General features: G+C 72.6%; 15 protein-coding genes and 1 pseudogene. All 16 read left to right on the top strand.

The genetic code is table 11. The features are described 5' to 3' along the window. The first annotated feature begins 10 nt into the window (after nucleotides 1–10). The 16 genes and pseudogenes from ACIOJE_RS05285 to ACIOJE_RS05210 all read left to right on the top strand — a co-directional run bounded on the left by ACIOJE_RS05285 (nucleotide 11) and on the right by ACIOJE_RS05210 (nucleotide 26,783). A complete protein-coding gene (locus tag ACIOJE_RS05285) occupies nucleotides 11–535 on the top strand; it encodes a TIGR00730 family Rossman fold protein (protein ID WP_280675867.1) in 525 nt (174 codons plus the stop codon). Nucleotides 536–548: 13 nt separating this feature from the next. Then, a complete protein-coding gene (locus ACIOJE_RS05280; protein ID WP_400773466.1) occupies nucleotides 549–1,238 on the top strand; it encodes an SDR family oxidoreductase in 690 nt (229 codons plus the stop codon). 165 nt (nucleotides 1,239–1,403) lie between these two features. After that, nucleotides 1,404–3,281 (top strand): right-handed parallel beta-helix repeat-containing protein, encoded by a 1,878-nt coding sequence (locus ACIOJE_RS05275; protein ID WP_400773463.1) that lies wholly within the window; start codon nucleotides 1,404–1,406, stop codon nucleotides 3,279–3,281. 184 nt (nucleotides 3,282–3,465) lie between these two features. Continuing rightward, nucleotides 3,466–5,781 (top strand): right-handed parallel beta-helix repeat-containing protein, encoded by a 2,316-nt coding sequence (locus tag ACIOJE_RS05270; protein WP_400773460.1) that lies wholly within the window; start codon nucleotides 3,466–3,468, stop codon nucleotides 5,779–5,781. 190 nt (nucleotides 5,782–5,971) lie between these two features. Further along, complete coding sequence (locus ACIOJE_RS05265) at nucleotides 5,972–8,290, top strand: right-handed parallel beta-helix repeat-containing protein (protein WP_400773457.1); 2,319 nt, start codon at nucleotides 5,972–5,974, stop codon at nucleotides 8,288–8,290. 83 nt (nucleotides 8,291–8,373) lie between these two features. Beyond that, nucleotides 8,374–9,384, top strand: a complete 1,011-nt coding sequence (locus tag ACIOJE_RS05260; protein ID WP_400773454.1) for a methionine synthase — start codon at nucleotides 8,374–8,376, stop codon at nucleotides 9,382–9,384. Between the two features lie 22 nt (nucleotides 9,385–9,406). Next, a complete protein-coding gene (gene ligA / locus ACIOJE_RS05255) occupies nucleotides 9,407–11,701 on the top strand; it encodes an NAD-dependent DNA ligase LigA (RefSeq protein WP_280676585.1) in 2,295 nt (764 codons plus the stop codon). Between the two features lie 358 nt (nucleotides 11,702–12,059). After that, nucleotides 12,060–13,796, top strand: a pseudogene (locus tag ACIOJE_RS05250) (putative bifunctional diguanylate cyclase/phosphodiesterase); the annotation flags it as partial. Between the two features lie 162 nt (nucleotides 13,797–13,958). After that, nucleotides 13,959–14,255 carry an Asp-tRNA(Asn)/Glu-tRNA(Gln) amidotransferase subunit GatC gene (gene gatC / locus ACIOJE_RS05245; RefSeq protein ID WP_280675855.1) on the top strand — a complete coding sequence of 99 codons (297 nt, stop codon included), beginning with the start codon at nucleotides 13,959–13,961 and terminating at the stop codon, nucleotides 14,253–14,255. 5 nt (nucleotides 14,256–14,260) lie between these two features. Continuing rightward, a complete protein-coding gene (gene gatA, locus ACIOJE_RS05240) occupies nucleotides 14,261–15,754 on the top strand; it encodes an Asp-tRNA(Asn)/Glu-tRNA(Gln) amidotransferase subunit GatA (RefSeq protein WP_280675853.1) in 1,494 nt (497 codons plus the stop codon). Then, nucleotides 15,751–16,011 carry a hypothetical protein gene (locus ACIOJE_RS05235; protein ID WP_280675851.1) on the top strand — a complete coding sequence of 87 codons (261 nt, stop codon included), beginning with the start codon at nucleotides 15,751–15,753 and terminating at the stop codon, nucleotides 16,009–16,011. The genes gatA and ACIOJE_RS05235 overlap by 4 nt, the downstream gene beginning before the upstream one ends. Nucleotides 16,012–16,088: 77 nt before the next feature. Further along, nucleotides 16,089–17,600, top strand: a complete 1,512-nt coding sequence (gene gatB / locus ACIOJE_RS05230; protein WP_280675849.1) for an Asp-tRNA(Asn)/Glu-tRNA(Gln) amidotransferase subunit GatB — start codon at nucleotides 16,089–16,091, stop codon at nucleotides 17,598–17,600. A gap of 244 nt (nucleotides 17,601–17,844) precedes the next feature. Then, nucleotides 17,845–18,003, top strand: coding sequence for a hypothetical protein (locus ACIOJE_RS05225; protein WP_280675847.1), 159 nt, complete (start codon nucleotides 17,845–17,847; stop codon nucleotides 18,001–18,003). Between the two features lie 134 nt (nucleotides 18,004–18,137). Continuing rightward, on the top strand, nucleotides 18,138–21,191 hold the full coding sequence (locus ACIOJE_RS05220; RefSeq protein ID WP_400773450.1) for a helix-turn-helix transcriptional regulator: 3,054 nt from the start codon (nucleotides 18,138–18,140) through the stop codon (nucleotides 21,189–21,191). A gap of 474 nt (nucleotides 21,192–21,665) precedes the next feature. Then, nucleotides 21,666–24,599, top strand: coding sequence for a bifunctional diguanylate cyclase/phosphodiesterase (locus ACIOJE_RS05215; protein WP_280676584.1), 2,934 nt, complete (start codon nucleotides 21,666–21,668; stop codon nucleotides 24,597–24,599). A gap of 330 nt (nucleotides 24,600–24,929) precedes the next feature. Continuing rightward, nucleotides 24,930–26,783: an acetolactate synthase large subunit gene (locus ACIOJE_RS05210; RefSeq protein WP_400773447.1), complete on the top strand. Its 1,854-nt coding sequence runs from the start codon at nucleotides 24,930–24,932 to the stop codon at nucleotides 26,781–26,783. Nucleotides 26,784–26,847: the final 64 nt, after the last annotated feature.

Here is a 26,847-nt window from a genome sequence, read left to right as displayed (position 1 = left end):
AGATGGCACTATGAACATCACTGTCTTCTGCTCCGCGTACTCGCTCGACGACCGTTACACCGCTCCCGCCGCCGAGTTCGCCCGGCTCCTCGGGGAGGGCGGGCACACCCTGGTCTGGGGTGGGTCGAACGCCGGGCTGATGGGGCTGCTGGCCGACGAGGTGAAGGCGGCGGGCGGCAAGCTGGTCGGGGTGCTGGTCGAGCTGCTGAAGCACAAGGGGTACGTCGGCGCCGACGAGCTGGTGATGACCCGCGACCTGGCCGAGCGGAAGGCGGAGCTGGCCGCCCGGGCGGATGCGATCGTCGTCCTCGTGGGCGGGCTGGGCACGCTGGACGAGGTCACCGAGGTGCTGGAGCTCAAGAAGCACGGGCTGTTCGACAAGCCGGTGGTCGTCCTGGACACCGAGGGCTTCTACACGGGCCTGCGCACGCAGATGGAGCGGATGGACGCCGAGGGCTTCCTGCCCCGCCCGCTCGCCGAGCTGATCCGGTTCGCCGACACCCCGGCCGAGGTCTTCGCGCAGCTCAAGGCCTGAGAGGATCACCACCATGGCCACTCATCTGATCACCGGCGCCGGCTCCGGCATCGGCGCCGTCCTCGCCGAACGCCTCGCCGAGCGCGGCGACGACCTCTGGCTGCTGGCCCGCGACGCCCGCCGCGCCACCGAGCTGCGCGAGCGCTTCCCCGGCGCCCGCACCCTGGTCGGCGACCTCGGCGACCCGGCCAAGCTCTCCTGGGCCTTCGGCCACCAGGCGCTGCCCGTCGAGCTGGACTCCGTGCTGCACGTCGCGGGCATGGTCGAGCTGGGCACGGTCGGCGAGCTGCCGGTCAAGGCCTGGCAGGAGACGCTCAACGTCAACCTGGTCGCCCCCGCCGAGCTGACCAGGCTGCTGCTGCCCTCGCTGCGCCTGGTCAAGGGGCACGTGGTCTTCGTCAACTCCGGTGCCGGGCTGAACGCCCACGCCGAGTGGTCGGCCTACGCGGCGAGCAAGCACGGCCTGAAGGCGCTGGCCGACGCGCTGCGCCAGGAGGAGCACCCGAACGGCGTCCGGGTCACCTCGGTCTACCCGGGCCGCACCGCCACCGCGATGCAGGCCAAGGTGCACCAGCAGGAGGGCAAGGCCTACGACGAGGACCGCTGGATCGCCCCCGAGTCGGTGGCCAAGGCGATCCTCGCCGCCCTCGACGCCTCCCGCGACGCGGAACTCACCGACATCACCGTCCGCCCCGGCCGGTAGGCCCGTGGAGCAGGAAGTCGGCCCGGTCGACTTCCTGCTCCGGACCCGAACGAATCTGCCTGGCACGACCGACGACCCTGTGACAGCATGCGCCGCGCCCTGCCCCGTGACCACGGGCGCAAGGGCTCAGAGCGATGCCGCATCGCTGTCACAAGGGGGGACTTCTTGTCCAGAGTCCGAATAGCGCTGGCCGTCGGTGCGGCGCTCGTCGGCGCGATCGGTCTGCCGGCCATCCAGTCGACGGCCTCCGCCGCAGCCACCACGCTGTACGTCAACAACCGGCCCGGCGCCGACTGCACCGACAGCGGCGCCGGCACCCAGGCCGCGCCGTACTGCACCGTGGGTGCGGCGGCGGCCGTGGCCCAGCCCGGCCAGACCGTCGAGATCCAGCCCGGCACGTACCGGGAGAGCCTGGTGGTCACCCGCTCCGGAACGGCCGAGGCCCCGATCACCTTCCGCAGCGGCGGCACCGGGGACTCGATCGCCGGCATCGGCTCGGGGAGCATCCCGGGCAGTGGCATCACCGTGCGCGGCGCCTCGCACCTCAGGTTCGAGCACCTCGTCGTGATGTCGGACTTCGACGGCGGCGTGCTCGTCGACGGCGGCCGCGACGTGTCGTTCCGGCGGGTCGACATCGACAATGGCGGCGTCCGCATCACCGGAGCCTCCGGCCAAGTCACCTACGCCGCCGGCTCGGTGGGCTCGGGCCCCGGGCACCCGCCGTTCACCGTGAACGGCGGGTCCACCGGGACGGTCGTGACCACCAACCTGCTCAACGGCGGCGCCGGCGCCCCCACCGGCCTGGTGGTCGACGAGGCTCCGGACACCGTCGTGGTGAGCAACACCGTCCTCGGGCGGTGCTTCGCCGGTCTGGTGCTGAGCGGTGCGTCCACCTGTGCGGTGGTCGAGAACAACGTGGTGGACACCGCAGAGGGCGGCGCCGACCCGTGCGGCGACAAGGCCGCCAAGGCCACCGGGATCACTGTCGGGGCGAACGCCACGGCGGGCACCGAGGTGGACTACAACGTGGTCGACCCGCGCAGCGGCGGCGCGGCCTACCGCTGGGCCGGCACCGCCTTCACCGCCCAGGACGCGTTCACCGCGGTCAGCGGTCAGGGCGCGCACGATTTTGTGGCCCCCGCCTGGGTGTCGCGGGGACCGGACGCGCCGGTCAACCACCTCATCGACTCGGCCGACGAGAACGCCCCCGGCATGCTGGCGGCCGACCGTTGGGGCACCGTGCCCGTCGACAACCCGACGGTGGCCAACACCGCTACGGGCAGCGGCATCCGCGACCGAGGCGCGTTCGAGAACACGGACTTCGGCAGCCTCTTCACGCCGGCCGGTCCGACCCGTCTCCTGGACACCCGTGAGGCGGTCGGCGTCTCGGTGGCGCAGCCCGTCCCGGCGTGGGGCACGGTGGATCTGCCCGTCGCGGGTGTGGCGGGTGTGCCGGCCACGGGGGTTACGGCCGTGACGATGAACGTGACGGTGACGGAACCCACGGCGGACGGCCACTTGACCGTCTACCCGCACGGAGACAAGCCGCCGACGGCGTCGAACCTCAACTGGCCTGCGGGGCGGACGATCCCGAACCTGGTGACGGTGCCGGTGAAGGACGGCAAGGTGTCCTTCTACAACGCGTCGGGCGGCACCGTGCACGTGATCGCGGATCTGGCCGGCTACTACACCACCGAGGGCAAACTGACCTTCGATCCGGGCGGCCCGGACCGGCTCATGGACACCCGCGACAGCGGTGCCGTCCCGGCGTGGGGCACGGTGGAGCTCGACCTCCACGAGGTGCCGGGCCTCGGCGCGGCGACCCTGAACGTCACGGTCACCGAGCCGGGCGCCGAGGGCCACCTGACCGTCTACCCGCACGGGGACAAGGCGCCCAACGCGTCGAACCTCAACTTCCTGCCGGGGGAGACCATCCCCAACCAGGTCGTGGTTCCGGTCAAGGACGGCTACGTGTCGCTCTACAACGCGAGTGCCGCGCCCCTGCACCTGGTGGTCGACGAGTTCGGCTACCAGGCGTACTGACCGCGTCTCCGCACCCCCCGCGGCCCCGGTGCCGAGCCCCGCGCTCGGCCCCGGGGCCGTTCCCTTGTGCGATGTCCGGGGCGGCGGAATCGCGCTGGTACGGCCCGGTCCCCTGTGCGATGATCCGCTCGGTTTTCGTTCGATCTTCACGAACGCCAGAGGGTCAGCGCCACAGCGCTTCGTCATGCCCAGGGGGCTTTTCATTTCCAGAACACGTACAGCGCTCGCCATCGGTGCGGCGCTGCTCGGGACGGTCGGCCTGCCGGCCGTCGGCGTGAACTCGGCGGCCGCCGCGGCCACCACGCTCTATGTCAACAACGCCGCCGGTGCCAACTGCACCGACAGCGGCACCGGGACCCAGGCCGCACCGTTCTGCCGGGTCGCGGCCGCCGCCGCGGTCGTGCAACCGGGGCAGACAGTCGAGATCGCCCAGGGCTCCTACAACGGCTTCGCGGTGGTCGTGACCCGGTCCGGGACGGCCGAGGCCCCGATCACCTTCCGCGGCCAGGCCCGGCCGTACCCGGCGGGCGGCCCCTGGATCCAGGGCGGGGCTCCGAACTATCCGGACAACGCCCTCGTGGTCCGCGGCGCCGACCACCTCAGGTTCGAGAACCTGTCGTTGAGGAGCAACCAGCGGCCGGCCGTCGTGGTCGACGGCGCACACGACGTCTCGTTCACGAACCTCGCGGTCTCCGGCGGCGGCGTCCAGGTCACCAACGGCTCCGGCCAGGTGACCTACGCCCGTGGTGACTTCGACTACCTTCCCGGGCCGGTGTTCCAGGTCGACGGCGGTTCCACCGGAACGGTCCTGACCACCAACGTCGTCCGGGCGAACAGCACCGCCGACATGACGGGGATCCTGGTCAAGGACGCCCCGAACACCGTCGTGGTCAGCAACACCGTCAACTCGTCCTGCTTCCCCGGGATCGTGCTGGACGGCGCGTCGACCGGCGCGGTGGTCGAGAACAACGTGGTGGACACCGCGACCACCCAGAACCAGGCGTGCGGCACTCCCGCCAAGGCCACCGGGATCACCGTCGGGGCGAACGCCACGGCGGGCACCAAGGTGGACTACAACGTGGTCGACCCGCGTAGCGGAGGCGCCGCGTACAGCTGGGCCGGCGCGGCGTTCACCACACAGGACCAGTTCATCGCGAACACCGGCCAGGGCGCGCACGACTTCGTGGCCCCGAGCTACGTGCCGAAGGGCCCGGACGCCCCGGTCGACCACACGATCGACTCGGCCGACGAGACCGCCCCCGGCATGCTGGAGACCGAGCGCGGTGGCCACGCCTCCGTGGACGACCCGACGGTGCCCAACACCGGGACGGGGAGCGGCATCCGCGACCGTGGCGCGATCGAGCGGATGGACTTCGGCAGCGCGTTCACGCCGGCCGGTCCGACCCGCCTGCTGGACACCCGTGAGGCGATCGGCGTAGCGGTGGCGCAGCCCGTGCCCGCGTGGGGCACGGTGGATCTGCCGGTGGCCGGTGTGGCCGGGGTCCCGGCGACCGGCGTGACGGCCGTGACGATGAACGTGACCGTGACCGATCCCAAGGCGGACGGCCACCTCACCGTCTACCCGCACGGGAACAACGCACCGAACGCCTCCAACCTCAACTGGGTGGCGGGTCGGACGATCCCGAACCTGGTGACGGTGCCGGTCAACGACGGCAAGGTGTCCTTCTACAACGCCTCCGGCGGCACCGTGCAGGTGATCGCGGATCTGGCCGGCTACTACGGCCCGACGGGCTCGTTGTTCCACGCCCAGAGCCCGTCCCGTCTTCTCGACACCCGTGAGCCGATCGGTGTTCCGGTGGCGCAGCCCGTCGCCGCGTGGGGCACGGTGGAGCTGCCGGTGGCCGGTGTGGCCGGGGTCCCGTCGTCCGGGGTGACGGCGGTGACGATGAACGTGACGGTGACCGAGCCGAAGGCGGACGGACACCTGACCGTGTACCCGCACGGAGACAAGGCGCCGGACGCCTCCAACCTCAACTGGACGGCCGGGCGCACGATTCCGAACCTGGTGACGGTGCCGGTGAAGGACGGCAAGGTGTCCTTCTACAACGCCTCGGGCGGGACGGTGCACCTGATCGCCGACCTGGCCGGTTACTACAGCACCGAAGGCCGGACGACCTACCGCCCGCTCGGCCCGGACCGGATCCTCGACACCCGTGAGGACAGCTTCTGGGAGATGGGCTCCCGCCCGGCGGGCACCGTCCCGGCCTGGGGCACCGTGGACGTCCCCGTCGGCGACCTCCCGAACGTCGCGGCGGTGACCCTCAACGTCACCGTGACCGAGCCGGGCGCCGAGGGCCACCTGACCGTCTACCCGCACGGGGACAAGGCGCCCAACGCGTCGAACCTCAACTTCCTGCCGGGGGAGACCATCCCCAACCAGGTCGTGGTTCCGGTCAAGGACGGCTACGTGTCGCTCTACAACGCGAGCGCCGCGTCCCTGCACCTGGTGGTCGACGAGTTCGGCTACCAGGCGTACTGACCGCGTCTCCGCACCCCCCGCGGCCCCGGTGCCGAGCCCCGCGCTCGGCCCCGGGGCCGCAGGCGTTCCCGCGCACTGTCCGGGGCGGCGGAATCGCGCTGGTGCGGCCCAGTCCCCTGTGCAATGATCCGCTCGGTTTTTTTGTTCGATCTTCACGAACGCCAGAGGGTCAGCGCCACAGCGCTTCGTCATGCCCAGGGGGCTTTTCATTTCCAGAACACGTACAGCGCTCGCCATCGGTGCGGCGCTGCTCGGGGCGGCCGGCCTGCCGGCCGTCGGCGTGAACTCCGCGGTCGCCGCGGCCACCACGCTCTACGTCAACAACGCCGCCGGTGCCAACTGCACCGACAGCGGCACGGGCGCCCAGTCGGCGCCGTTCTGCACCATCGGCGCGGCTGCGGCCGTCGTCCAGCCGGGGCAGACGGTTGAGATCGGCAGCGGCCTCTACCCGGAGGACCTGACCATCACCCGGTCCGGGACCGCCGTCGCGCCGGTCACCTTCCGTGCCGCGAAGGCCGACAACACCTTCCCGGGGCCCTCGGGCGCCCGGATCGGCGACTGGACCAAGTCCGTCAGCGGCTTCGTCGTCAAAGGCGCCGACCACCTGCGGTTCGAGAACCTGAACATCTTCTCGGCCTTCCAGAAGCCGACCGTCCTGGTGGACGGCGCCCACGACGTGACGTTCGACAACACCAACGTCACCGGCGGCAACGGCATCCGGATCACCAACGGCTCCGACAAGGTCCTGTACGGCCGCGGCAAGTTCGGCTACGTGCAGGGCCCGGCGGTCACCGTGGACGGCGGCTCCACCAACACGGTGCTGACGACCAACGTCGTCCAGGCCAACTACGTGCCCGAGATGACCGGCATCCTGGTCAAGGACGCCCCGAACACCGTCGTGGTGGCCAACAGCGTCATCTCCTCCTGCTTCGCCGGGATCGTGCTCGACGGCACGTCGGCCGGTGCGGTGGTCGAGAACAACGTGGTGAACACCGCGAAGAACCAGAATTCGGCCTGCGCCAACCCGGCCGCCGCCACCGGGATCACCGTCGGGGCGAACGCCACCGCGGGCACCAAGGTGGACTACAACCTGATCGACCCGGTCAGCGGCGGCGCGCCCTACAGCTGGGCCGGCACCGCCTTCGCCACCCAGAACCAGCTCACCGCCAACACCGGTCAGGGCGTCCACGACTTCGTGGCCCCGAGCTATGTGCCGAAGGGCCCGGACGCCCCGGTCGACCACCGGATCGACTCGGCCGACGAGAACGCCCCCGGCATGCTGCCGAGCGACTCCTACGGCTACGCCCCGGTGGACAACCCGACCGTCACCAACACCGGTACGGGCAGCGGCACTCGCGATCGCGGCGCGAACGAGGACCTCGACGTCGGCAGCGCCTTCACCCCGGCCGGCCCGACCCGTCTGCTGGACACCCGTGAGCCGATCGGCGTCCCGGTCGCACAGGCCGTGCCGGCCTGGGGCAGCGTGGACCTGCCGGTGACCGGTGTGGCCGGTGTTCCGGCGACGGGTGTGACCGCGGTGACGATGAACGTGACGGTGACCGAGCCCACGCAGGACGGTCACCTGACGGTCTACCCGCACGGTGACCAGGCGCCGGACGCCTCCAACCTCAACTGGGTGGCGGGTCGGACGATCCCGAACCTGGTGACGGTGCCGGTGAAGGACGGCAAGGTGTCCTTCTACAACGCCTCCGGCGGTTCGGTGCACGTGATCGCCGACCTGGAGGGTTACTACAGCCCGAAGGGCTCGCTGTTCCACCCCCAGGGGCCGACGCGGCTGCTGGACACCCGGCAGCCGGTCGGCGTCCCGGTGGCACAGGCCGTCCCGGCGTGGGGCAGCGTGGACCTGCCGGTGGCGGGCGTGGCCGGTGTTCCGGCGACCGGTGTGACGGCGGTGACGATGAACGTGACGGTGACCGAGCCCACGCAGGACGGTCACCTGACGGTCTACCCGCACGGTGACAAGGCGCCGGACGCCTCCAACCTCAACTGGGTGGCGGGTCGGACGATTCCGAACCTGGTGACGGTGCCGGTGAAGGACGGCAAGGTGTCCTTCTACAACGCCTCGGGCGGGACGGTGCACCTGATCGCCGACCTCGCCGGCTACTACACCGCCGAGGGCAAGACCAGCTACCGCCCCGACGGGCCGTACCGGCTCATCGACACCCGTGAGGACCGGCGCTGGGAGAGCTCCGAGCGTCCGGCGGGCACCGTCCCGGCCTGGGGCACCCTGGACATCCCGGTCTCCGAGATCAGGGTCACCGCGGTGACCCTGAACGTGACGGTCACCGAACCGGGCGCCGAGGGGCACCTCACCGTCTACCCGCACGGGGACAAGGCGCCCGACGCCTCGAACCTCAACTTCCTGCCCGGGGAGACCATCCCCAACCAGGTCGTGGTCCCGGTCAAGGACGGCTACGTCTCGCTCTACAACGCGAGCCCCGCGCCGTTGCACCTGGTGGTCGACGAGTTCGGCTACGAGGCGTACTGATCCCGAAGCACCACCCTCCCGCGGCCCCGGTGCCGAGCCCCGCGCTCGGCACCGGGGCCGTCCTCGTGGGTAGGCTCGGGCGGGTGAGCACCCCACAGCCCTTCCCCGACCTGCGCGGCGCCGCCACCGGCGTCGGTTCGCTGCCCGGCACCGACGCGCGGGAGGCCGCCAAGACCTCCACCGGAGCGCTGGAGCAGCTGCCGTTCCTGCCCGAACTGCCCGCCCGCGGGCCGGGCGCCGACATGATCGGCCGCGGTGCCGGGCTGCTGGTCGAGCTGTTCGCGCAGACCGAGCCGAGCGGCTGGCGGTTCGCCGACCGGCCGGGCCGGGACACCCGGCGGGCCCACTCCTGGCTGGGCGAGGACCTGGACGCGCTGGAGGAGTTCACCCAGGGCCACCAGGGCGCGCTCAAGGTGCAGGCGGTCGGGCCGTGGACGCTGGCGGCGAGCATCGAGCTCAAGCACGGCGAGAAGGCGCTCGCCGACCAGGGCGCCTGCCGGGACATCGCCGGTTCGTTGACCGAGGGCCTGCGCCGCCACCTCGCCGACGTCCGCCGGCGGGTGCCCGGCGCCCACCTGGTCCTCCAGCTCGACGAGCCCTCGCTGCCCGCCGTGCTGACCGGCGCGGTGAAGACCGCCAGCGGCTTCCAGCGGCTGCGTTCGGTGGACCGGCAGGTGGCCGAGGAGGTGCTGCGCGAGGTCATCCGGGGCCTGGACGTGCCCGTCGTCGTGCACTGCTGCGCGCCGGACGTCCCGATCCCGCTGCTGCGCCGGGCCGGGGCGGCCGGCGTCTCGCTGGACTTCTCGCTGCTGACCGGGCGGGAGGACGACGACCTGGGCGAGGCGGTCGAGGCGGGCACGGTGATCCTCGCTGGTGTCGTGCCCTCCACCGACCAGGCGGTGTCCGACCCGGCCGGTAGTGTCCAGGGTGTCAGGACCTTGTGGCGCAGGCTCGGGTTCGCCCCGGAGCTGCTGGGCCGACGCGTGCTGGTGACGCCGACCTGCGGGCTGGCCGGGGCGTCCCCGGCGTACGCGCGCAAGGCGCTGTCGCTTGCGGCGCGGGCGGCGCAGAGCCTGGTGGACAACCCGGAATGAGAACGTAGGAGGGCTTGCGGTGGTGGCTGTCGAGGGCTGGGAGGACGTCCCGGCGGAGGTGCGCAGGCGGCACGCCGAGCTGGCCGTGGAGATCACCGAGCACCGCGCCCGGTACTACGAGCAGGACGCCCCGGTCGTCAGCGACGCCGAGTTCGACGCCCTGATGCGCGAGCTGGAGGCGCTGGAGGCCGAGCACCCGGCCCTGGTGACGCCGGACTCGCCGAGCCAGCGGGTCGGCGGTGCGCCGACCGAGCTGTTCGCCGCCGTCGAGCACCGCGAGCGGCTGCTCAGCCTCGACAACGCGATGGACGAGGAGGAGCTCGCCGCCTGGGCCGAGCGGGTCGCCACCGAACTGCACGGCATCGACTACCACTACCTGTGCGAGCTCAAGGTGGACGGCCTGGCGGTCAACCTCACCTACGAGAACGGCCACCTGGTGCAGGCGGCGACGCGTGGCGACGGCCGGGTCGGCGAGGACATCACCGCGAACGTCCGCACCATCAAGGAGATCCCGCACCAGCTCAAGGGCGACGACATCCCGGAGCTGGTGGAGATCCGCGGCGAGGTCTACTTCCCGACCGAGGAGTTCGACGCGCTCAACGCCTCGTTCGCGGAGGAGAACGAGCGCCGCCGGCAGGAGAACGAGGAGCGCGCCAAGGAGGGCAAGCGGCCCCGGGCGTTGATCCGGCTGTTCATGAACCCCCGCAACGCCGCCGCCGGTTCGCTGCGCCAGAAGGACCCGCACGTCACCGCGTCCCGCCCGCTGCACATGGTGGTGCACGGCATCGGCGCCCGGGTCGGCTTCGACATCGACGACCAGTCGCACGCCTACCGGCTGCTGCACGACTGGGGCCTGCCCACCGCCCGGCACAACAAGGTGGTGAAGACCCTCGACGAGGTGCGGGCGTTCATCCGGCACTTCGGCGAGCAGCGGCACTCGGTCGAGCACGAGATCGACGGCGTGGTGGTGAAGGTCGACGAGATCGCCCTGCAGGGCCGGCTGGGCGCCACCTCCAAGTCCCCGCGCTGGGCGATCGCCTGGAAGTACCCGCCGGAGGAGGTCACCGGCAAGCTGGCCGAGATCAAGGTCGGCATCGGCCGCACCGGCCGGGCCACCCCGTTCGCGGTGCTGGCCGAGCCGGTGAAGGTGGCCGGTTCGATGGTCCAGTACGCGACCCTGCACAACCAGCAGATCGTCAAGGCCAAGGACGTCCTGCTCGGCGACACCGTGGTGCTGCGCAAGGCCGGTGACGTCATCCCGGAGATCCTCGGCCCGGTCTACGACCTGCGGGACGGCGGCGAGCGGGAGTTCGTGATGCCCTCGCACTGCCCGGAGTGCGGCGCCGAGCTGCGCCCGATGGCCGAGGGCGACATCGATCTGCGCTGCCCGAACGCGCAGTTCTGCCCGGCCCAGATCCGCGAGCGGATCGCCTTCCTGGGCGGGCGGCAGTGCCTGGACGTCGAGGGCCTCGGCTATGTCGCGGCCACCGCGCTGACCCAGCCGCTGGAGCCGGCCGAGGCGCCGGTGCGCAACGAGGGCGACGTCTTCGGCCTCACCGAGGAGCAGTTGCTGCCGATCAAGGTGCTGGTCCGGGACCCGAAGACGGGCATGCCCAAGCTGGACGACAAGACCGGCAAGCAGAAGGAGGTGTTCTTCTTCGCCACCACCAAGGGCGAGCCGAAGAAGTCGCTCCGGACGCTGCTCGACAACCTCGACCAGGCCAGGCAGCGCCCGTTGGCGCGGTTCGTCAACGGCCTGTCGATCCGCCACGTCGGTCCGGTGGCGGCCCAGGAGCTGGCGCGCGAGTTCCGCGACCTGGAGAAGATCTTCGAGGCGAGCGAGGAGGAGCTGGCGGCGGTCGAGGGCGTCGGTCCGACCATCGCCCGCTCGATCAAGGAGTGGTACGCGGAGGAGTGGCACCGGGGCATCCTGGAGAAGTGGCGCGAGGCCGGTGTCCGCTTCACCGAGGAGTTCGCCGACGAGGAGCTCGGCGAGCGTCCGCTGGAGGGCCTGACGGTGGTGGTGACCGGCACCCTGGCCGGGCACACCCGGGACGGGGCCAAGGAGGCGCTGACCTCGCGCGGCGCGAAGGTGACCGGTTCGGTGTCGAAGAAGACCGATTTCGTCGTCGCGGGTGACAACCCTGGGTCCAAGTACGACAAGGCCGTTCAGCTCGGCCTGCCGGTCCTGGACGACGCCGGTTTCGCCGTGCTGCTCGCCGACGGAGCGGCCGCGGCCCGCGCCCACCTCGGCCTGCCCGAGGTCGAGCAGGCCCCCGCCGAGGCCGCCCCGGAGGCCGACCCGACCGGCGCCTGACCGAATCCGTCTTGTTATCGTCCTGATGCAACGTCACCGGGTGTCGCGCCGTGAAGGCGGGCATTGTGTCACTGTGCGACACCCGGGCGCGGTGGCGCGTTTCCGGTTGTCCGAAAGTCTGCCCACCGGGTGGACCCCGGCATACTCTGGAGCGCAACAGAGTGTCAGCAGGGGTGGGGGCACCGGCTGAGCCGGTACTCCGCGGGGTCGCTCCATGCCCGGCAGCAGTCGGTACCGGCACGGTGCCTCACCGTACGGCGGCCTGACGGGGCGGGCCCGACGGAGGACAGGGCTTATGGATCGTACGACCGGCGGTGCGCCCACACGCCCGCCGCAGGGGGTGGCGGGTGCGGTCCTGCTGCTCGGCGTGCTGCTGGCCGGTGCAGCGCCGCTCATCCCGCTGGCCGTCCTGGTCTACCGGTACGAACCCGAACTGCTGCCGCTGTTCGCGGTGCCGCTGGCGGTGCTGGTCGCCGCCTGGCGGATCGCCCGCGACCGCGCCCGCGACCAGCTGACCGACCCGCTGACGGACCTGCCCAACCGTCAGGCCCTGCTGATGGCCGCCCAGGAGGCGATAGCGGAGCGTGCGGACGGCTACAGCGTCGGTCTCATCCTGCTCGATCTCGATCGCTTCCGATCGCTCAACGACACTCTCGGTCACACCGCCGGCGACCGGCTGCTGGTGCACATCGCCCGTCGGCTGCACCGCGCGCTGCGCTCCGGCGGTCCGGCCGGCAGTGCCACCCGGGAGTCCATCGACGACGTCTTCGCCGGCCTGCCCCGGCACTACCGGCGCGGCCGCCCGATGGTGGCCCGGATGGGCGGCGACGAGTTCGCCGTGCTGCTGCCCGGCATCAACTGCCCGGACAGCCTGGAGCGGGTCGCCAAGGCGCTGATCGCCGAACTCGCCGCGCCGATCCGGCTGGACGGACTGCTGCTCGTACTGGAGGCCAGCGCCGGGGTCTGCGTCTACCCGCAGCACGCCCAGGACGCCGAGTCGCTGCTGCGCCGCGCCGACGTGGCGATGGGCCACGCCCAGCGCGGTTGCAGCGGCGTCGCGCAGTACGACGAGACCCAGGACGCCGACACGCCGTACCGGATAGGGCTGCTCGGCGATCTGCGGCGGGCCCTGGAGACCGGTGAGGTGCAGCTGCACTACCAGCCCAAGGTGGCCTTCGACGGCCGGGTGGTCGGCCTGGAGGCACTGCTGCGCTGGGAGCGGCCCGGCCAGGGCCGGGTCTCGCCGGACGAGTTCGTCGGGCTCGCCGAGTCCAGCGGCCTGATGCCCCGGCTCACCGACTACGTGCTGGAGGCCGCCGTCGGGCAGCTCGCCTCCTGGCGGGACCAGGGCCTGCAGGTGCAGGTCGCGGTCAACGTCTCCCCGCGCGACGTGCTCAACCCCGGCTTCGCGCAGCGCGTCGCCGGCCACCTCGTCCGCCACCAGGTGCCGGCCCACGCGCTCCAGCTGGAGATCACCGAGCGGCTGCTGCTGGACGACTCCCGGCGCGCCGCCGACACCCTGGCCGAACTGCGCGGCTACGGCGTCGGGATGTCCCTGGACGACTTCGGCACCGGCCACTCCTCGCTGGTGCGGCTGCGCAGCCTGCCGGTCGGCGAGTTGAAGATCGACCGTTCCTTCGTCTCCCGGATGGTCGCCGACGACCACGACGCGGCGGTGGTGCGCTGCTCGGTCGAGCTCGCCCACTCGCTGGGCCTGACCGTGGTCGCCGAGGGCGTCGAGGACGACGAGACCTGGGAGCGGCTGCACTGCATGGGCGTGGACGCCGTCCAGGGCTGGCTGGTGTCGGCGGCGCTGCCGGCCGAGCAGGCCACCGCCTGGCTGCGGGTGCACCGCACCGGCGCCCCGCCGGTGGAGCGGCTGGCGGCCTCGCGCGGCCAGCTGCCGGCGGCCCTCCGGGCGATGCAGGGGGGCCAGCCGGTGCTGCCGCCGGTCGTCCAGCCCGTCATCCCGCCGGTGCTGCCGCCCGCCGTCCAGGCCGTCCAGGCCGGGCCGGTGCCCCAGCCGGTGCCGGCCGCGCAGCTGGAGATCCAGGCGCCGGGCACGCAGAGTTGGGCCCGTACCAGGCCGCAGTGACGGGCGCGCGCGTCAACGCGTTGGTCGGTGGCCGGGCCGGGCCCCATAGGATGGGTCCAAAGACCACGAGGACGGAGCACCGGACCGGTTGCTCCTGCCCGGGCCCGGTACCGCCTGAGCGCGGTGCCGGGTCTCACCAGAACTCACCCTGAGGATCGCTGCATGCCTGGCATCACGCGCGAGGAGGTCGCCCACCTCGCCCGGCTGTCGCGTCTTGAGCTGAAGCCCGAAGAGCTGGACCACTTCGCCGAGCAGCTCGACGTGATCATCGGCGCGGTCGCCCGCGTTTCCGAGGTCGCCGGACAGGACGTCCCGCCGACCTCCCACCCGCTCCCGCTGACCAACGTCATGCGCGCGGACGAGGTGCGGCCGTCGCTCACCCCGGACCAGGCGCTGTCCGGCGCTCCGGCCGCCGAGGAGCAGCGTTTCCGTGTGCCGCAGATCCTCGGGGAGGACTGACCGAGATGACCGAGCTGATCCGTTACACCGCCGCCGAGACGGCCTCCGCCATCGCCAAGGGCGAGGTGTCCGCCGTCGAGGTCGCGCAGGCGCACCTGGACCGCATCGACGCCGTCGACAAGAAGGTCAACGCCTTCCTGCACGTGGACACCGAGGGCGCGCTGAAGGCCGCCAGGGCCGTCGACGAGAAGCGCGCCAAGGGCGAGGAGCTGGGCCCGCTGGCCGGCGTCCCGCTCGCGCTGAAGGACGTCTTCACCACCGAGGGCATCCCGACCACCTGCGGCTCCAAGATCCTCGAAGGCTGGATCCCGCCGTACGACGCCACGCTGACCAGCCGTCTCAAGGACGCCGGCGTCGTCATCCTCGGCAAGACCAACATGGACGAGTTCGCGATGGGCTCCTCCACCGAGAACTCCGCCTACGGCCCGACCGGCAACCCGTGGGACCTCTCCCGTATCCCCGGCGGCTCCGGCGGCGGCTCGGCCGCGGCGCTGGCCGCCTTCGAGGCCCCGCTGGCGATCGGCACCGACACCGGCGGCTCGATCCGCCAGCCCGGCGCCGTCACCGGCACCGTCGGCGTCAAGCCGACCTACGGCTCGGTGTCCCGCTACGGCCTGGTCGCCTTCTCGTCCTCGCTGGACCAGGGCGGCCCGTGCGCCCGCACCGTGCTGGACGCGGCGCTGCTGCACGAGGCCATCGCCGGGCACGACCCGCTGGACTCCACCTCGATCGACGCGCCCGTCCCGGCCGTGGTCGAGGCCGCGAAGCTGCGCGACGTGCGCGGCATGCGGATCGGCGTGGTCAAGGAGTTCGCCGGCGAGGGCTACCAGACCGGCGTGATGCAGCGCTTCAACGAGTCGGTGGAGCTGCTGCGCGAGCTGGGCGCCGAGGTCGTCGAGGTCTCCTGCCCGTCCTTCACCCTGGCGCTGCCGGCGTACTACCTGATCGCGCCCAGCGAGTGCTCGTCCAACCTGGCCCGCTTCGACGCGATGCGCTACGGCCTGCGGGTGGGCGACGACGGCTCGCGCTCGGCCGAGGAGGTCACCGCGCTGACCCGCGAGGCCGGCTTCGGCGACGAGGTCAAGCGTCGCATCATCCTGGGCACCTACGCCCTCTCCTCGGGCTACTACGACGCCTACTACGGCTCGGCCCAGAAGGTCCGCACCCTCATCTCGCGCGACTTCGACGCCGCCTTCGCGGGCGTGGACGTGCTGGTCTCGCCGACCACGCCGACCACCGCCTTCCCGATCGGCGAGCGCGCCGACGACCCGATGGCGATGTACCTGGCCGACCTCTGCACGATCCCGTCGAACCTCGCGGGCAACGCGGCCATGTCGCTGCCGGTCGGTCTGGCCCCGGAGGACAATCTCCCGGTCGGCCTGCAGATCATCGCGCCCGCGATGGCGGACGACCGCCTGTACCGGGTGGGCGGCGCCGTCGAGGCCGCACTCAACGACAAGTGGGGGCACACCCTGCTGGAGGAGGCACCGGCTCTGTGAGCAAGATCGAGAAGGCCAAGGCCCAGTCCGCTTCGCTCAAGGGTTTCAAGCACTCGAAGCCCGGTCTCTGGCTGTCCATCGGCAGCAGCGCCTTCGGCGCGGTCTCCGTGGTCAAGGACGTCCGCAAGGCCCGCGAGGAGAGCGACACCCTCAAGCTGGTCAACGCCCTGGTCGGCGCCGCCGCGCTGATCACCGGCACCGCCCTGCTGGTGCGCGAGCTGCGCCGGCTCGGCTCCGACGACGTACTGCTGGGCTGAGCTGAGCGCCCCGGCCCGGCCCCGCGCGAGCGGCGGCCGGGCCCGTACCTCCCAAGTCTTTTAGTGAAGGGGACGCTGTGAGCGTCATGAACCTGGTCTCCTACGAGGACGCTCTCGCGTCGTACGACCCGGTGATGGGCCTTGAGGTCCACGTCGAGCTGGGTACCAAGACCAAGATGTTCTGCGGTTGCTCGACCGAGCTGGGCGCCGAGCCGAACAGCCAGACCTGCCCGACCTGCCTGGGCCTGCCGGGCTCGCTGCCGGTGGTCAACGCGATCGGCGTGGAGTCGGCCGTCAAGATCGGCCTGGCGCTGAACTGCGAGATCGCCGAGTGGTGCCGGTTCGCTCGGAAGAACTACTTCTACCCGGACATGCCCAAGAACTTCCAGACCTCGCAGTACGACGAGCCGATCGCCTTCAACGGCTACCTCGACGTGCAGCTGGAGGACGGCTCGACCTTCCGCGTGGAGATCGAGCGCGCCCACATGGAGGAGGACACCGGCAAGTCCAGCCACGTCGGCGGCGCCACCGGCCGCATCCACGGCGCCACCCACTCGCTGCTCGACTACAACCGGGCCGGCATCCCGCTGATCGAGATCGTCACCAAGCCGATCGTCGGCGCCGGCGAGCGCGCCCCCGAGGTCGCCAAGGCGTACGTCGCCGAACTGCGTGAGCTGATCAAGGCGCTGGGCGTCTCCGAGGCCCGGATGGACAAGGGCCAGATGCGCTGCGACGTCAACCTGTCGCTGCGCCCCAACGGCACCGAGACCTTCGGCACCCGCTCGGAGACCAAGAACGTCAACTCGCTGCGCAGCGTGGAGCGGGCCGCCCGGTTCGAGATCCAGCGGCACGCCACCGTGCTGACCGACGGCGGCACGATCGTCCAGGAGACCCGGCACTTCCACGAGGAGGACGGCTCCACCACCTCGGGCCGGATCAAGGACAACGCCGAGGACTACCGCTACTTCCCCGAGCCGGACCTGGTGCCGATCGCCCCCGCCCGCGCGTGGGTCGAGGAGCTGCGCGCCGGCCTGCCGGAGCTGCCGCGGGTGCGCCGGGCGCGGCTGCAGGCCGAGTGGGGCCTGTCCGACAAGGACATGCAGTCGGTGCTGAACGCCGGCGCCGTCGAGCCGATCCTGGAGACCATCGCCGCCGGCGCCCCGGCCGACCAGGCCCGCAAGTGGTGGATGGGCGAGCTGGCCCGCCGGGCCAACGAGACCGGCACCGAGCTGAGCGAGCAGCCGATCACCCCGGCGCAGGTCGCCCGGGTCACCGCGCTGGTCGCCGAGGGCAAGCTGAACGACAAGCTGGCCCGCCAGGTCATCGAGGCCGTGCTGGCCGGCGAGGGCGAGCCGGACGAGGTCGTCGAGAAGCGCGGCCTGGCCGTCGTCTCGGACGACTCCGCGCTCGGCGCCGCCGTCGACCAGGCCATCGCCGACAACGAGGCGATCGCCGCCAAGATCCGCGACGGCAAGGTCGCGGCGGTCGGCGCGCTGGTCGGCGCGGTCATGAAGGCCACCCGCGGCCAGGCCGACGCGGCCCGCGTCAAGGATCTGATCCTGGAGCGGCTGGGCGTGGAAGGACAGTAGGCGCTGGGCGCCTCTGTCTGAGGTTCCTAAGGTTCCTAAGGCATCTAAGGCCCTCTAAGTAAGGCCTAAGGCCCGGTCTCACCTCTGTATCGAGGTAAGACCGGGCCTTTGTCGTCCCCCGGGCCCCGATCTAAGGCATCCGGGGCCCGGAAGATCGGTAGGGCTTCCGATGTGGCACCCCCCGCTGGGAGAGGAAGCTCTTACTCGACAGCGAAACGCAGTGAGACCCACAAGGGGAACCGAAGTGATCGAGTACGAGCTCATCCAGCAGCAGGCCCACGAGCTTGCCGCCCGCGCCGAGCACCAGCGCCTGGTACGCGAGGCCAAGGAGGCGCGCCGCCTGCGGCAGCGTCCGGTGGCCGCCCGCTTCCAGCGGCGCCCCGTGCGTCAGCCGGAATGCTGACGGACCGGCACCACGACGGTGCCGAGGGAACATCCGAGGGGGAGGCGCTGCGGGGGAGCGCCTCCCCCTCCGGGCGTCCACGGGGCGGGATATCCGCTCGGCCCGCCGGCTCCGGCTATGGCATGCTCGCCTCCATGCAGCAGATATCGGTGAGTCCCGTCTTCGTCGGCCGCGGCAGCGAGATCACCGAACTGACCGACGCGCTGCGCCGGGCCGGCTCCGGCAGCCCGCAGGCCGTGCTGATCGGCGGCGAGGCGGGCGTCGGCAAGACCCGCCTGCTGGAGGAGTTCCTGAAGCGGGCCGGCGACGGGGGAGCGGTCACCACGCTCGGCGGCTGTCTGGAGATCGGCGCCGAGGGCCTGCCGTACGCCCCGCTGGCCGGCGCGCTGCGTCGACTGCACCGCTCGCTGGGCGCAGAGCTGGAGGCCGCGGCCGCCGGCAGCGAGGGGCATCTGGCCCGGCTGCTGCCCGAGTTCGGCGAGGCCGACGGCGAGCCGAACGACGAGTATGGCCGGGCCCGGCTGTTCGAGCACACCGCGAGGCTGTTCGAGCGGCTCGGCGCGGAGCGTACCCTCGTTTTCGCCGTCGAGGACCTGCACTGGTCCGACCGCTCCACCCGCGAGCTGCTCGCCTTCCTGGTCCGCACCCTGCACCGCTCCCGGGTGCTGCTGGTCGCCACCTACCGCTCCGACGACCTGCACCGCCGGCACCCGCTGCGCCCCTTCCTGGCCGAGCTCGAACGGCTGCGCACCGTCCAGCGGCTGGAGCTGGAGCGGTTCGGCCGCGGCGAGGTCGCCGCCCAGCTGGCCGGCATCCTCGGCACCGCCGACCCCGACCGGAAGCTGGTGGACCGCATCCACCGCCGTTCCGAGGGGAACCCGTTCTTCGTCGAGGAGTTGGCCACCGCCTTCGAGGACGGCTGCGGCGCCGGGCTCACCGATTCGCTGCGCGACATCCTGCTGGTCCGGGTGGAGACCCTGGACGAGGAGGCCCAGCGGGTGGTACGGATCGCCGCCGAGGGCGGCTCGCACGTCGAACACGCCCTGCTGGCGGCCGTCCTGGACGACGACGAGGAGGCGCTGATCGAGGCGCTGCGGGCGGCCGTCGGCGCCAACATCCTGCGCCCGGACAGCGACGGCGAGGGCTACCGCTTCCGGCACGCGCTGGTCCGCGAGGCCGTCTCGGACGACCTGCTGCCCGGCGAGCGGCACCGGATCAACCGCAAGTTCGCGCTCGCCGTGGAGGCGCAGCCGCACCTGGTCTCCTGTGACGCCCTGCCCGCCCGGCTGGCCAACTACTGGTACCACGCGCACGATCCGGCCCGCGCCCTGCCGACCGCCCTGGACGCCGCCCGCGCGGCCCGGCGCCGCAACGCCTTCGCCGAGCAACTGGGCATGCTGGAACGCGCCCTGGAGCTGTGGGACATGGTCTCCGAGGAGGTGCTGGCGCACACCCTGCGCCCGTACGACTGGGCCGAGACCTACCCGCCGGGCTCCTGCGACCACAGCACCGCCGACGAGGACTGCGACCGGATCCAGCTGATCGACGTCCTGGCCGAGGCGGTGGTCGCGGCCCGGCGCTGCGGCGACCGCGAGCGCGGACTGAGCCTCGCCAGGCGGGGGCTGCGGCTGGTCGACGAGACGGTGCACCCGGTGCGCGCGGCCTGGTTCCGGATCAACCGGGCCCGGATGCTGGGCAATCTGCGCCGCTCCGGGGACGACGAGGAGATCCTGTACGCGCACCGGCTGGTCGACCACCTGCCGCCGTCCGCCGTCCAGGCCGAGGTGTTCGCGCTCGGCGCCGGGGTGGCGATGCTCAAGAAGCCCGGCCCCGAGCACCTCGGACTCGCCGAGCGGGCGATCCGGATCGCCCAGGAGGTCGGTGCGCACTCCGTCGAGGTGCACGCCCGGATGACGCTCGGCGGCCTGCGGTACGACGTGCAGGGCGACGCCGAGGGCGGGCTGGCCGAACTGGCCGGGGCGGTCGAGACGGCCCGCCGGCTGGGCGTGCCCGACCTGCTGCTGCGCGGCGTCAACAACCTGGCCAGCCTGCAGCGCGGGCTGGGCCGGGCCGAGGAGGCGGTGGCGCTGGCCCGCGAGGGCCTGGTCTTCGCGGACGGCAACGGCCTGCTGCGCAACATCGGCACCATCCTGACCGGCAACCTGGCCGAGGCGCTGACCGACCTCGGGCGGGCCGCGGAGGCCGAGGAGGTGCTCGCCGCCTGCGAGCTGACCAGCCTGACCGGCACCCACGCCGAGTTCCTGGACCGGATGCGCGGCGACCTCGCCGTGCTGCGCGGCGACCTGGCCGGCGCGGCGACCATGCTGGCGCAGGCCCGGTCGGCCAACCGGGTCGGCCAGCTCCAGCACAGCATGCCGATCAGCCGACTGGCGGTGCGGGTCGCCGCGCTCGGCGGGCGGCCGCTGGAGGCCCGGGAGGAACTGCTCGCCGCGCTGGCGGAGGAGGGGAGGCTCGGCCACGAGTCCGACGTGTACCCGCTGCTGGTCGAGGCCGCCGCGGTGGAGGCGGACAGCCGGGGCCTGCCGGAGGCCGCGGCGGGCCGGGCCGAGGTGCTGGCCGCGATCGCCGAGGCGGCCACCCGGCTCCGGCCGCGGGCGCCGCTGCACCACGGCTGGGCCCGACTGCTGGAGGGCGAGCTGGCCCGCGCCGAGGCCGCCGACACCCCGGCGCAGTGGGCCGCCGCGGTCGCCGCGCTGCGGCCGACCGGGCTGCCGTACCCGCTGGCGGCGGCCCTGCTGCGGGCCGGCGAGGCCGAGGTGCAGGCCGGGCGGCGCGAGGCCGGGACCGAACTGCTGCGCGAGGCGCGGGAGCTGGCCACCGTCCGGGGTGACCGCCCGCTACTGGCGGAGATCGCGGGGCTGGCCGACCGGGCCGGGCTGACGCTGACCCCGGCGCCGGCCGCACGCCCGGCCGCCGGGCCGGCCGTGCCCCCGCCCGCCGGGGAGTCCTTCGGCCTCACCCCCCGTGAGCGGGACGTGCTCCGATTGCTCGCACGCGGCTGGACCAACCGGCAGATCGCGGAGGAGCTGTACATCTCTCCGAAGACCGCGAGCGTGCACGTCTCCAACATCCTGGGCAAGCTCGCGGTCACCGGCCGGGGCGAGGCGGCCGCGCTGGCGCACCGGCTGCGGCTGTTCCCGGACGATCTGACCCCGGCCGTCCGCTGATCCACGCGCCCGGCGCCGGGCCCCCGACCGTCGCCGGTCCGGGGCCCGGCGGCCGGGCGCCGTCACGTGCTCCTGTGCGCGCCGCGTGAGCCCCCGGCCGAGCGCCGCCGCCAACCGGGCCGATCCGCCGGAATCAGGTGTATTTCCCCACCCTCGCGCCATTACTCTAAGTTGAGTGTGCGTGTCATTGAGTGACGGATTTGGTGTAGGGTCCCGATCGGGAACATCGGTGCGGTGCGGCGACCGGAAGGCCGCCCACCCCCTGGGCCGCCGTCCTGACGGGGCGCCAGGCCACCGCGTACGGCCAAGGGATGCGCGGCCGGCGGCCCGTGGCCGGGGCGCCGGGCCTCGGGTCGGAGGGGGAGAGGTCGAGTGAGCTCCACCGATACGGTGCGGCCCGGTGCCGGACAGCCGGGCGTGCCGCCCACCGACCCGTCCGTTCCCGGCGTGTCCGCACCCGACCGGCGCGGCCCGCTGCGCCGGCTCCGGGGGAGCCGCGCCCTGCCCGGCCTCGTCCTGGGCGCACTCTGTCTGGCCTACGCCCTGGGCGCCTCCACCGGCTGGGGATCGCCACAACTCTCCATCTTCATGGGCGACTTCGGCCTGGCCGCGGCGGCCCTCGCGGCCGCACTGTCCTGCCTGGTGTACGGCTGCACGGTCGGCGGGCACGCCCGAACGGCGTGGCTGCTGTTCGGCCTCTCCTCGCTCGTGGTGGCCTTCGGCAACGGCACCTGGGGCTGGTACGAACTCGTCGCCCGCACCCCGTTGCCGCAGGACTCGCTCGCCGAGTACGCCTTCCTGCTGTTCTCCCCGCTCGCCATCACCGGTGTCCTGGTGCTCGCCCAGCGCCCGCGCTCCGCCGCCGGCTGGCTCTGCCTGCTGCTCGACGGCTGGCTGATCGCCGGCTCGCTGTTCACCCTCAGCTGGAGCCTGGCACTCGGCCGGATCGCCGCCGGCGAGGACGGCTCGCCGCTGCGCCTGGCCCTCAACCTGGCCTACCCGGTGCTGGACATCCTGCTGGTCAGCCTGGTGGTCGGACTGCGTTTCGGTGGTCGGGACGGCAACCGGGCCGCCGTGCACACCGCGATGGTCGCGCTCGCCGTCACCGTCCTGTGCGACGCCCTGTTCACCTCCCCGGAGCTGCGCAGCGACTACCACTCGGGCGAACTGCTGGACGCCGGCTGGTTCTCCGGCAGCCTGCTGCTGGCCTGGGCGCCCTGGTCGCCGCGCTGGCGCCGCCCGCTGCGCGAGCACCCCTCGGTCGGCGGCCTGCCGCGCCGCCGGGTCGCCACCACCTTCAGCGCGCTCACCCCGTACGCGGCCGCCGCGGTGTGCACCGCCGGAATCCTCTACAACGCGCTGGGCGGGCGGGAGTTGGACCGGGTGGTGGCCGCGGCCGCCTGCACCGTCGGCCTGGCGCTCATCCTGCGCCAGGGTGTGATGCTGCTGGACAACCTGTCGCTCGCCCAGGAACTCGCCCACAAGGAGGCGCACTTCCGCTCCCTGGTGCAGGGCTCCAGCGACGTCATCATGATCGCCGGCGCCAACGGCGTGCTCTCCTACGTCTCCCCGGCCGCGCTCGGCGTCTACGGGCGGGACCCGGAGGAACTGGTCGGCGGCAACCTGCTGGACCTGGTCCACCCCGAGGACGTGGACCGGGTGCTCGCCGAGGTCCGCCGCTACCTGGCGAGGGTCCGGCTCACCGCCCACCGCTCCCCGGGTGCCGCCGAACCGTCCGCCCGGGTGGAGTGCCGGATCAGCTCCGGCGGCGGCGAGTGGCTGCACGTCGAGTCGACGGTCAGCCGGCACCGCGACGGGCTGCTCCTCAACAGCCGGGACGTCACCGAACGGGTGATACTCCAGGCCCAGTTGCAGCACAACGCCTTCCACGACCCGCTCACCGACCTGCCCAACCGGGCGCTGTTCGCCCAGCGGCTGTGGGCCGCCCTCGGCGCCCGTGGCCAGCAGGGCGAGGCCGGCGCCGGGGTCGCGGTGCTCTTCCTCGACCTGGACGGCTTCAAGGCGGTCAACGACACCGCCGGCCACCAGGTCGGCGACGAACTGCTGGTGCAGGCCGCCCGTCGGCTCCAGGGCGCCGTCCGCTGCGGGGACACCGTCGCCCGGTTCGGCGGCGACGAGTTCGCCGCACTGGTCTGCGGCCCGCTCGGCCGGCTCCAGGTCCAGGAACTCGCCGAGCGGCTGCGGATCGCGCTCTCCGAGCCGTACTGGATCGGCGGCGCCGAACTCGGCGTCGCCGCCAGCATCGGCATCGCCTTCGGCACCCCCGAACGCGGCCCGGCCGCCGACCCGCGGGCGGCCACCGACGAGCTGATGCGCAACGCCGATCTCGCGATGTACCGGGCCAAGTCCGAGGGCAAGGGCCGGGTGGTGCTCTACACCCCGGCGATGCGGGCCGACCTGGAGCGCCGCACCGAACTGGAGGAACGGCTGCGGATCGCCGTCCGGGAGGGCGGCTTCACCCTGCTCCACCAGCCCGTGGTGGACCTCGGCAGCGGCGCGGTGACCGGCGTCGAGGCGCAGGCCCGCTGGCGCTCGGCGGGCGACCTGCTGCTCACCCCGGCCGAGTTCCTGCGCTCGGCCGAGCACGGCGACGCGGCCACCCGGTTCTCCCGCTGGCTGATCCAGGAGGCGGTGACGGCCGCCGCCGCCCGGCGCGGTCAGTCCGGCCGCAACCGCACGGCCCCCGCTCCCGTCCCGGTCTCGGTCCGGCTCTCCACCGAGCGGCTCTGCACGCCCGGCCTGTACGAGACGGTGGCCGCGGCGCTGCGCGACAGCCGGCTGCCGGCCGGCGAGCTGGTGATCGAGGTGGCCCGGATGGGTCCGGACTCGCTTGCCGACGAACTCGGCCGCCGGCTGGCCGCGTTGCGCCGACTCGGGGTCACCACCGTGTTGGCCGGCTACGGCGCCGGCAGCGGTTCGCTCGGCGAGCTGGCCCGGCTGCCCCTCGACGGGCTCAAGCTGGACCGCACGCTGGTGCAGGACCTCGGGGAGTCCGCCCTCAGTCGCACGCTCGCCGGGCACGCCCTGCGGCTCGGCCGCGACCTCGGTCTGGTCACCGCCGCCGAGGGGGTGGACCTGCCCCGCCAGGTGGCCGCGCTCCAGGAGCTGGGTTGCCGGCAGGGCCAGGGTTCGGCCTTCGCGCCGCCGCTGGACGAGACCCGGCTGCGCCGGGCGCTGGTGCGCCGCGGCTACCCGCTGCCGAGGCCGCTCGGCTCGGTCTCGGCCCGGCGCGCGTACCTCGCCGCAGAGACCCGGACGGGTGGCTGCGGGGAGGGCGGCGGGGGGCGTGTCGTACATCACCACGGTGCCCCCGACCTGCCCGAACACCGCGCGGCGACCGGTCCAGGACCAGGTCCGCATGGCGAGACGGTCATCCCACCTGCTTGACACGTGCCCCCGGTCAGGAGGAGGGTCGTTGCCATGCGCACCCGAATTCTCGTACTTGGCGGGCGCGTCGGCTGAGCGGGCTCACACGCCCCGCTTGTGACAGACCGACGCGCCACCCCTCGCATGCCCTTGGCACGAGGGGTTTTTTGTTGCACTGACGCTGTTCCACCACCGCAAGACCCCTGGCCCCGACCGCCCGATCCGCCCCGACTCGCGGGGAGGAAGCGGGACGATTGAGGCAGAGCCGGCGATCGGCCCGAAACCGGGACCCCCCTCGCACCACGGGGCCCGCAACCACCGGGCCGGCAAAATCCGAGAAGAGACAGGCAGATGACTGAGCACGCCGCATCCCCCCGCCGCGGGGACACCCCGGCCGCACACGCTCCCGCTCCCCAGCACGTCGTCGAAACCATGACCGGCGCCCAGTCGCTCATCCGCTCCCTGGAGGCCGTAGGCGCGGACACCGTCTTCGGCATCCCGGGCGGGGCCATCCTTCCCGCGTACGACCCGCTGATGGATTCGTCCAAGGTGCGCCACATCCTGGTCCGGCACGAGCAGGGCGCCGGCCACGCCGCCACCGGCTACGCCCAGGCCACCGGCCGGGTCGGGGTCTGCATGGCCACCTCCGGACCGGGCGCGACCAACCTGGTGACCCCGATCGCCGACGCCTACATGGACTCGGTGCCGATCGTCGCGATCACCGGTCAGGTCTCCTCCAAGGCGATCGGCACCGACGCCTTCCAGGAGGCGGACATCTGCGGCATCACGATGCCGATCACCAAGCACAACTACCTGGTCACCGACCCGGCCGAGATCCCCCGGGTGATCGCCGAGGCGTTCCACATCGCCGCCACCGGCCGCCCCGGCCCGGTCCTGGTCGACATCGCCAAGGACGCCCTGCAGGCCACCACCACCTTCCGCTGGCCGGTCGAGACCTCGCTGCCCGGCTACCGCCCGGTCACCAAGCCGCACGCCAAGCAGATCCGCGAGGCCGCGAAGCTGCTGGTGGGCGCCAAGCGCCCGGTGCTGTACGTCGGCGGCGGCGTGATCAAGGCTCAGGCCACGGCCGAGCTGCGGATCCTCGCCGAGCTGACCGGCGCCCCCGTGGTCACCACCCTGATGGCGCTCGGCGCCTTTCCCGACAGCCACCCGCAGCACCTGGGCATGCCCGGCATGCACGGCACCGTCCCGGCGGTCACCGCGCTGCAGAAGGCCGACCTGCTGTTCACCCTCGGCGCCCGCTTCGACGACCGCGTCACCGGCAAGCTGGACAGCTTCGCCCCGTACGCCAAGGTCGTCCACGCGGACATCGACCCGGCCGAGATCGGCAAGAACCGCCCCGCCGACGTGCCGATCGTCGGTGACGCCCGCGAGGTGCTGGCCGACCTGATCGTGGCCGTCCAGGCCGAGTTCGACGCCGGCCACAGGAGCGACTACGCGGAGTGGTGGGAGAAGCTCGACGAGTGGAAGCGGACCTACCCGCTGGGCTACGAGCCGGCCCCCGGCGGCCAGCTGTCCCCGCAGCAGGTCATCGAGCGGATCGGCCGGCTGGTCGGCCCGGAGGCGGTCTACGCCGCGGGCGTCGGCCAGCACCAGATGTGGAGCTCGCAGTTCATCCAGTTCGAGAAGCCGGGCACCTGGCTCAACTCGGGCGGCGCGGGCACCATGGGCTACGCCGTCCCGGCCGCGATGGGCGCCAAGGCCGGCCGCCCGGACACCGTGGTGTGGGCGATCGACGGCGACGGCTGCTTCCAGATGACCAACCAGGAGCTGGTCACCTGCGCCCTGAACGACATCCCGATCAAGGTCGCGGTCATCAACAACGGCTCGCTCGGCATGGTCCGCCAGTGGCAGACGCTGTTCTACAACCAGCGCTACTCCAACACCGTGCTGCACGCCGGCCCCGACCACGACGGCATCGCGCCGCCGGCCCAGGGCACCCGGATCCCCGACTTCGTCCTGCTGTCCGAGGCGATGGGCTGCGTCGGCCTGCGCTGCGAGCGCCCCGAGGACCTCGACGCCGTCATCAAGCAGGCGATGGAGATCAACGACCGCCCGGTCGTCATCGACTTCATCGTCCACCAGGACGCCATGGTCTGGCCGATGGTCGCCGCCGGCACCAGCAACGACGAGATCCAGTTCGCCAAGGGCGTCCGCCCCGACTTCGGCGACGACCTCGACTGAGGCCCCCCGCCCACCGCCACCCTTCTTACGGCCGGCTACGCCGGGCCCCTCATGTGACTGAGGA

Origin of the sequence: Kitasatospora sp. NPDC087861, from assembly GCF_044742585.1 — a bacterium.
Taxonomy (GTDB): Bacteria; Actinomycetota; Actinomycetes; order Streptomycetales; family Streptomycetaceae; genus Kitasatospora.
This window is presented reverse-complemented; position numbering and strand designations above follow the sequence as displayed.

Coding starts and splice junctions, on each gene's coding strand:
- ACIOJE_RS05270 (WP_400773460.1), top strand. CDS start 3,466: ATGCCCAGGGGGCTTTTCATTTCCAGAACACGTACAGCGCTCGCCATC.
- gatA (WP_280675853.1), top strand. CDS start 14,261: ATGACCGAGCTGATCCGTTACACCGCCGCCGAGACGGCCTCCGCCATC.
- gatC (WP_280675855.1), top strand. CDS start 13,959: ATGCCTGGCATCACGCGCGAGGAGGTCGCCCACCTCGCCCGGCTGTCG.
- ACIOJE_RS05265 (WP_400773457.1), top strand. CDS start 5,972: ATGCCCAGGGGGCTTTTCATTTCCAGAACACGTACAGCGCTCGCCATC.
- ACIOJE_RS05285 (WP_280675867.1), top strand. CDS start 11: ATGAACATCACTGTCTTCTGCTCCGCGTACTCGCTCGACGACCGTTAC.
- ACIOJE_RS05280 (WP_400773466.1), top strand. CDS start 549: ATGGCCACTCATCTGATCACCGGCGCCGGCTCCGGCATCGGCGCCGTC.
- ACIOJE_RS05210 (WP_400773447.1), top strand. CDS start 24,930: ATGACTGAGCACGCCGCATCCCCCCGCCGCGGGGACACCCCGGCCGCA.
- ACIOJE_RS05220 (WP_400773450.1), top strand. CDS start 18,138: ATGCAGCAGATATCGGTGAGTCCCGTCTTCGTCGGCCGCGGCAGCGAG.